The 6,458-nt window shown below is 61.3% G+C and carries 7 protein-coding genes and 1 pseudogene; 7 read left to right on the forward strand and 1 reads right to left on the reverse strand.

Going from position 1 to position 6,458, the window contains the following annotated elements:
* The first annotated feature begins 19 nt into the window (after positions 1-19).
* The 7 genes from ACCD05_RS27540 to ACCD05_RS27570 all read left to right on the forward strand — a co-directional run bounded on the left by ACCD05_RS27540 (position 20) and on the right by ACCD05_RS27570 (position 5,368).
* A complete protein-coding gene (locus ACCD05_RS27540) occupies positions 20-751 on the forward strand; it encodes an amino acid ABC transporter ATP-binding protein (RefSeq protein ID WP_112437288.1) in 732 nt (243 codons plus the stop codon).
* Between the two features lie 61 nt (positions 752-812).
* Positions 813-1,694 carry an NAD(P)-dependent oxidoreductase gene (locus tag ACCD05_RS27545; RefSeq protein WP_112949878.1) on the forward strand — a complete coding sequence of 294 codons (882 nt, stop codon included), beginning with the start codon at positions 813-815 and terminating at the stop codon, positions 1,692-1,694.
* 14 nt (positions 1,695-1,708) lie between these two features.
* Complete coding sequence (locus tag ACCD05_RS27550; protein WP_112949879.1) at positions 1,709-2,050, forward strand: hypothetical protein; 342 nt, start codon at positions 1,709-1,711, stop codon at positions 2,048-2,050.
* Between the two features lie 5 nt (positions 2,051-2,055).
* Positions 2,056-2,823, forward strand: a complete 768-nt coding sequence (locus ACCD05_RS27555; protein WP_111565228.1) for an SDR family oxidoreductase — start codon at positions 2,056-2,058, stop codon at positions 2,821-2,823.
* Entirely contained in the window at positions 2,792-3,337 is a 546-nt protein-coding gene (locus ACCD05_RS27560) for a gluconokinase (protein WP_413396746.1), read from the forward strand. The genes ACCD05_RS27555 and ACCD05_RS27560 overlap by 32 nt, the downstream gene beginning before the upstream one ends.
* Positions 3,338-3,366: 29 nt before the next feature.
* Positions 3,367-4,314, forward strand: coding sequence for a 2-hydroxyacid dehydrogenase (locus ACCD05_RS27565; RefSeq protein WP_111565255.1), 948 nt, complete (start codon positions 3,367-3,369; stop codon positions 4,312-4,314).
* Between the two features lie 10 nt (positions 4,315-4,324).
* A complete protein-coding gene (locus ACCD05_RS27570) occupies positions 4,325-5,368 on the forward strand; it encodes an L-idonate 5-dehydrogenase (protein WP_112437290.1) in 1,044 nt (347 codons plus the stop codon).
* 14 nt (positions 5,369-5,382) lie between these two features.
* Here the strand turns inward: ACCD05_RS27570 and ACCD05_RS27575 are convergent.
* Positions 5,383-5,559: pseudogene (locus tag ACCD05_RS27575) on the reverse strand (IS21 family transposase); the annotation flags it as partial.
* Between the last annotated feature and the right edge of the window lie 899 nt (positions 5,560-6,458).

Consider the following 6,458-nt stretch of genomic DNA (forward strand, 5'->3'; position numbering starts at 1 on the left):
TTCCCATCGTGAGGTGAACATGTCTGTCGTAATCGCAAATGATATCCGCAAGAGCTTTGGCCCGCTCGAAGTGCTCAAGGGCGTGTCCTTGAAAGTCGAGGCAGGTGAGGTTATTGCACTGATCGGGCGGAGCGGCTCGGGGAAGAGCACGTTCCTGCGTTGTCTCAACGGATTGGAAACGGTCGATAGCGGCCATATCCAGATCGCTGGTCACGCCATGTCGCGCAAGCCAGCGGCCTTGCGGGAGCTCCGGCGCGACGTCGGCATCGTTTTCCAGAGCTATAATCTCTTCCCGCATCTGACAGCAGGCGAAAACATCATGCTCGCCCCCGTGCAGGTGAAAGGCGAGGCCAAGGCCGCCGCGCGGGACGAAGCGCAGCGTTGCCTGTCCATGGTCGGGCTAGGCGATCGCTTCGATGCCTATCCGGACATGCTTTCGGGCGGCCAGCAGCAGCGCGTTGCAATTGCCCGCTCTCTTGCCATGCGCCCCAAGGTCCTGCTGTTCGACGAGGTGACTTCGGCTCTCGATCCGGAGCTGACCGGTGAGGTGCTTGCCGTCATCGAGGATCTCGCTCGCCAGGGCATGACCATGCTGCTCGTGACCCACGAAATGGGTTTCGCGCGCCGGGTCGCAAACCGGACAATTTTCATGAAGGACGGCATCATCCACGAAGAGGGGCCGTCCGCCGAATTTTTCACAAGTCCCAGAACGCCCGAGCTGCAAGCCTTTCTCAGATCAGAGATCGGCTGACCGCCACGTAACTCGTTTTGGCTATCACATTGAGCCCCCGGTCGGGAGGAGAGGAAAAGCTTTGTCGAAAAAACGAAAAATCGCACTGATCGGTTGCGGCGTCATGGGTCACGCAATCGGCTCACGTCTCCTGAAAACCGGCCATACCGTCGTTGCCTTTGACGTGGATTCGGTCAAGGTGGAGCAGATGACCGCCCAGGGCGCGGAGGCAGCATCTACCGCATCCGACGCCGCGTCGCGGTCCGACGCCGTCGTTCTCAGCCTCAACTCCGCAACGATCGTCCGCGAAGCGGTGTTCGGTTCCACCGGCGTCGTCAAAGGTGCCGCGGCCGGGACCGTGGTAATCGACATGTCATCGATCGACCCGATCCTGACCAGGCAATTCAATGCAGACGCCGCGGTGCTCGGCCTAAGGTGGCTTGATTGCCCGCTCTCCGGCGGGGCGCCAAAAGCTTACGAAGGCAAGCTCACGGTGATGGCCGGTGGTAGCCCCACCGACTTTACCGAGGCGAAGCTGATCCTTGATGACCTGTGCCAGAACCTGACCCTGATGGGCCCGAGCGGGGCTGGGCAGACGACCAAGCTTATCAATCAGGTCCTGTGCGCGCTCAATTTCGTCGCCGTGGCGGAAGCGACCAAGCTGGCAATCGATTCCGGTGTCGATGCGCAGCGGATCCCCGCGGCGCTGAGTGGTGGCCGCGCCGACAGCGCGATCCTGCGGGAGTTCATGGGCAAGATGGCGCGCAACGACTACTCGCCGACCGGCCGCATCGACAACATGGTCAAGGATCTCTCCGCCGCGCAGTCACTAGCCATCCACACCGGCACGGCAATGCCCATGACATCGCTCTGCATGGAGATCCATCGGCTGATGGTCTCAGCGGGCCTCGGTGCGGCGGACAATGCCGCCCTGATGAAGTTTTACGATGGCCCGAAGGCCTGACGAGGAGGAATGACATGCTGATCCGCTACGCAGAATTCGTTGGAACGATCAAGGCTGGCAAGGAGGACGAATTCCACAGTTTCGTGGAGAAAACGCTGACGCCACTATGGACAAAATTTGACGGTGCGGTGAGCGTTTCCGTCTGCCGCGAGCTCGAACGCGACGAGGGTGCGCCCTCCACGCCTCTCATTCTTGCCATCACCTATCCGGACCACGCAGCGCTTGAGCGCGCCATGGCCTGCGACGCACGCTTCCAGTCGCGCGAACAGACACGGCACCTGCTGACCATGTTCGACGGCAAGGTCTATCACCGCGTTACGAGTGCCGCGATCCACGATCTCTCGGCACAGGGGTAAGCGCAATGACGTTCCCGCTTTTCGACCTTGCCGGTCTGCGAGCGCTCGTCACGGGCTCGTCGCAGGGGATCGGGTTCGCGCTTGCGCGCGGGCTTGCCGAGCACGGCGCCGAGGTCGTGCTCAACGGTCGGAATCAGCGCAAGCTTGATGTCGCAGTCCGCGAACTGGCAGACATCGGCGTCCGGGTTTCGGCCAGCGATTTCGATGTGACGGATGCCGACGCGGTCAAGCGCGGCGTCGACGCGATCGAAGGCAGCACCGGCCCGATCGATATTTTGATCAACAATGCCGGCATGCAGTTTCGCGGTCCATTGGAGGAGTTCCCGGTGGATCGCTGGGAGGGGTTGTTGAAGACCAATATCTCCAGTGCCTTCTACGTCGGGCAGGCGGTTGCCCGGCACATGATTGGCCGCGGCCGCGGCAAAATCGTCAACATCGCCTCGGTACAGAGCGAACTCGCTCGCCCCGGGATCGCGCCCTATACGGCAACCAAGGGCGCTGTGAAAAATCTGACCCGTGGCATGGCGACGGATTGGGCAAAATACGGTCTGCAAATCAACGCATTGGCGCCCGGCTATTTCAGCACGCCGCTTAATCAGGCGCTGGTCGACAATCCCGAGTTCACGGCGTGGTTGGAGAAACGCACGCCAGCCGGTCGCTGGGGCAATGTCGAGGAACTGGTCGGCGCAGCCGTTTTCCTGTCGTCCCGAGCATCATCTTTTGTGAATGGACACACGCTTTATGTCGACGGCGGTATCACAATCAGCCTTTGATCCGGTGGCATTGGTCGGGCCTGTTGTGGTCATGGGCGTCTCGGGCTGCGGTAAAACCTCGGTGGGGGACGGCCTTGCCCGCCGCATCGGCGCCGATTTCATCGAAGGTGACAGTCTTCATCCCGCGGCGAATGTCGAAAAGATGCGGACAGGCTCACCACTGCATGATGCCGATCGCTGGCCCTGGCTCGATGCGCTCGGTCGGGCGCTGGGTGCCGACGGCAATGTCGTCGTCTCCTGTTCGGCGCTGAAGCGGTCATATCGCGATCGGCTTCGGGCGCTGGCCGGCAGGCCTGTGGTCTTCATCTATCTGCATGGCGACCGCGACGTCCTGGCCGCGCGAATGGCGGCCCGCAGTCACGATTACATGCCGCTATCGCTGCTCGACAGCCAGCTCGCGACGCTTGAGCCTCCTCGCGCAGAGGACCGGGTCGTTGCGATCGAGATCAATCAACCGCTGGAGGCGATCGTCTGCTTGGCGCTCGAATATCTGGCGTCGCCAAACTGTCCTTGAGACCGGATACAAAACAAATGGAGGAAACCATGAGCAAGCCGAACATCCTGATGATCGGACCCTATCCGGAATGGGATATGGTCGAATTGGAAGCGCAGTTTGAAGTACACAAGCTTTATGAAGCCCCCGATCGCGAGGCGTTTCTGGCGCAGCGTGGCGCCGATATCCGCGGCATCGCCACGCGCGGCGAGCTTGGCGCCTCGGCCGATCTCATCGGCCAGTTGCCGAAGCTGGAAATAATCTCGGTCTATGGTGTCGGTTACGATGCGGTCAATCTGGATGCGGCTCGCGCCCGGGGTATCCGCGTCACCAACACGCCAGATGTCCTGACGAACGATGTCGCCGATCTCGGCATTGGCATGATGCTGGTGCAGTCGCGTGGCATGATCGGCGCGGAAACCTGGGTCAAGGACGGCAGCTGGACGGCCAAGGGACTCTATCCGCTGAAGCGTCGCGTCTGGGGCCGCAAGGCCGGTGTTCTCGGCCTCGGCCGCATTGGCTGCGAAGTCGCCAAGCGTCTCAAGGGCTTCGACATGGACATCGCCTATAGCGACGTGTCGGCCAAGGATTTCGCCAAGGACATGACCTTCATCGCTGATCCGGTCGAACTGGCAGACCGCTCCGACTTCCTGTTCGTAACGCTCGCCGCCTCCGCCGTGACACGCCATATCGTGTCGAAGCCGGTGATCGAGGCACTTGGTCCGGAAGGCATGTTGATCAATATCTCGAGGGCGTCGAATATCGATGAGGATGCGCTTCTCGACGCGCTCGAAAGCGGCAAGCTTGGCTCGGCCGCACTCGACGTGTTCGAAGGCGAGCCGAAGCTCAACCCGCGTTTTCTGACGCTCGGTAATGTTCTGGTGCAGCCGCATCATGCATCGGGCACGATCGAAACCCGCAGGGCAATGGGCAAGCTGGTGCGCGACAATCTCGCCTGCCACTTTGCCGGCCAGACCCTGCCGACCCCGGTGTTGTAAGGAGATCCCGATGAAAGCCGTCGTCATCCACGCCGCCAAGGATCTTCGGATCGAGGAACGCGAAGCCGAAGCGCTTCAGCCAGGACAGGTCGAGGTCGCCATCGAGGCCGGCGGCATCTGCGGTTCCGACCTGCATTATTACAACCATGGTGGCTTCGGCACGGTGCGCGTACGCGAGCCTATGATCCTTGGCCATGAAGTGGCCGGGACGATCGTCTCTCTTGGCAAGGCGTCGGGCGAAGGCGTCTCCGGTCTTGCTGTCGGCGACCGTGTCGCCGTGTCGCCATCTCGGCCCTGCAATGCCTGCGACTATTGCCTCAAGGGCCAGCAGAACCATTGCCTGAACATGCGTTTCTATGGCTCGGCCATGCCAATGCCGCACATCCAGGGCGCGTTCCGGCAACGTCTGGTGGCCGAAGCCTATCAGTGCCACAAGGTGGCCGAGGGCGTCTCGATCAACGAGGCGGCGATGGCCGAGCCCTTCGCGGTCACTCTGCATGGCGTCAACCGTGCCGGTCCCTTGACCGACAAGCGGGTTCTGGTGACAGGCTGCGGGCCGATCGGTGCGCTCGCGATCATCGCGGCGCGCGCCCACGGCGCCCGCGAAATCGTCGCCACAGACGTGATGGACACGGTTCTCAACAAGGCGCTGGAGATCGGTGCCGACCGCGTGATCAATGTCGCTGACAATCCGGACGAACTGTCGGCCTATTCGGCCAACAAGGGCTATTTCGACGTGCAGTTCGAAGCGTCGGGTAATGAGCGCGCGGTACGCTCAGGCCTCGAAGCACTTCGGCCGCGTTCCACTCTCGTCCAACTCGGCCTTGGCGGCGATGTTTCCATTCCGCAGAACATGGTCGTCTCAAAGGAAATAGAGATGAAGGGAACGTTCCGCTTTCATGAGGAATTCGGGCTGGCCGTCGCGCTGATCAACAAGCGCCGTGTCGACCTGAGGCCGCTTCTGACCGGAACCTTCCCGCTGGAGGATGCAATTGCCGCATTCGAAACCGCCGGCGACCGAAACAAGTCGATGAAAGTTCAGCTGTCCTTCTGACATCCAGGTAGCGGGAACCGCACATTGACGTCTCGCTCCTTGCCGCGGCCGACCTTGTCGATCGCCGTGCGCATGTTGTCGTAGATACCGCGGCCGGGAATGTCGTCAAACACGCGAAATGCATGATTGTGGGCATCGAACAGCATCTCATGCGTCTGAAGGAGATAGGCCCGAATAATGAAGACGCGGCTACCGTCGCGTCATTTGTTCCTCTCGCATCGTGCTGCTCCTGGTTGCCTATCCGCTCTTTACGGCTGCACATGGATCGATCCCCGGTGTAATTTTGCTTAGCAGCTTGGTCCCGTTCCTTGCGATGATCAGTGGTGGGGCGAGTTTTGGCGCGATTGCGGGTGCGCTTCCTGCTTGGCGACAGGCCGGGCGCGGGCAACACGGCAAGTGATACCGACGTCCTCTAGCGCGTGTCGTCTGTGAGCCGGCCGGTGCCAATCACGGGGCATTCGAACGCTTCATGGCCACCGGTGGCCCGTCGTTTCCAAGGTCAATCCGCGTCAGGCGCGACGGCTTGCCGAGGCGATTGGAAAACTGGCGGAGACCGTCAACTTGTTAGGCGCGCACAGCGGGCGACCGTCGCGGAAGCAGTTAATTACCTCGCTAGGTGGGAAGCTAGCGACGTTATCGCACGCGCGATCCCGTCGGCGGCGACACAAGCGCCTGAGCGGGCCACGAGTGCGCAAATATATGGTTCGCGGGTTCGGGATCCGTGCTGGCAGACAAACCGCCAGCACGAAAGTCAATTCAGGCAGCTGTTTCTTCGTCCATGGCCGCTGACAATAGCTTGTCGCGTTCGCGTAGTCCTTTATTGAAAAGCCTCGCGACTTTCACCATCAGGGCCCCGATCGCGGCCGGGTCCGCGTCGACACCTTTCGCACGCGCGACCTCCCTTACCACACCGGCGCATAGACGTGAATCTTCCTTCGAAACTGGCGCTATCATTCTTGTCCCCTTGGTCTAGCCCGCCCCGAGCGGGGCGGGCCTGCTTGGTTGCCTAGAAATCCATGCCAGCGGCGGCCGGCAGAGCAGGAGCGGTATCCTTCCTAGGCTTTTCAGCGATCATCGCTTCCGTCGTCAC

Origin of the sequence: Rhizobium sp. Rhizsp42 (assembly GCF_047304155.1) — a bacterium.
Classification (GTDB): Bacteria; Pseudomonadota; Alphaproteobacteria; order Rhizobiales; family Rhizobiaceae; genus Rhizobium.

What these genes read in the sequence shown, in the direction of transcription:
- ACCD05_RS27540 (WP_112437288.1), top strand. Translation starts at nt 20, where the DNA reads ATGTCTGTCGTAATCGCAAATGATATCCGCAAGAGCTTTGGCCCGCTC.
- ACCD05_RS27550 (WP_112949879.1), top strand. Translation starts at nt 1,709, where the DNA reads ATGCTGATCCGCTACGCAGAATTCGTTGGAACGATCAAGGCTGGCAAG.
- ACCD05_RS27555 (WP_111565228.1), top strand. Translation starts at nt 2,056, where the DNA reads ATGACGTTCCCGCTTTTCGACCTTGCCGGTCTGCGAGCGCTCGTCACG.
- ACCD05_RS27560 (WP_413396746.1), top strand. Translation starts at nt 2,792, where the DNA reads ATGTCGACGGCGGTATCACAATCAGCCTTTGATCCGGTGGCATTGGTC.
- ACCD05_RS27565 (WP_111565255.1), top strand. Translation starts at nt 3,367, where the DNA reads ATGAGCAAGCCGAACATCCTGATGATCGGACCCTATCCGGAATGGGAT.
- ACCD05_RS27570 (WP_112437290.1), top strand. Translation starts at nt 4,325, where the DNA reads ATGAAAGCCGTCGTCATCCACGCCGCCAAGGATCTTCGGATCGAGGAA.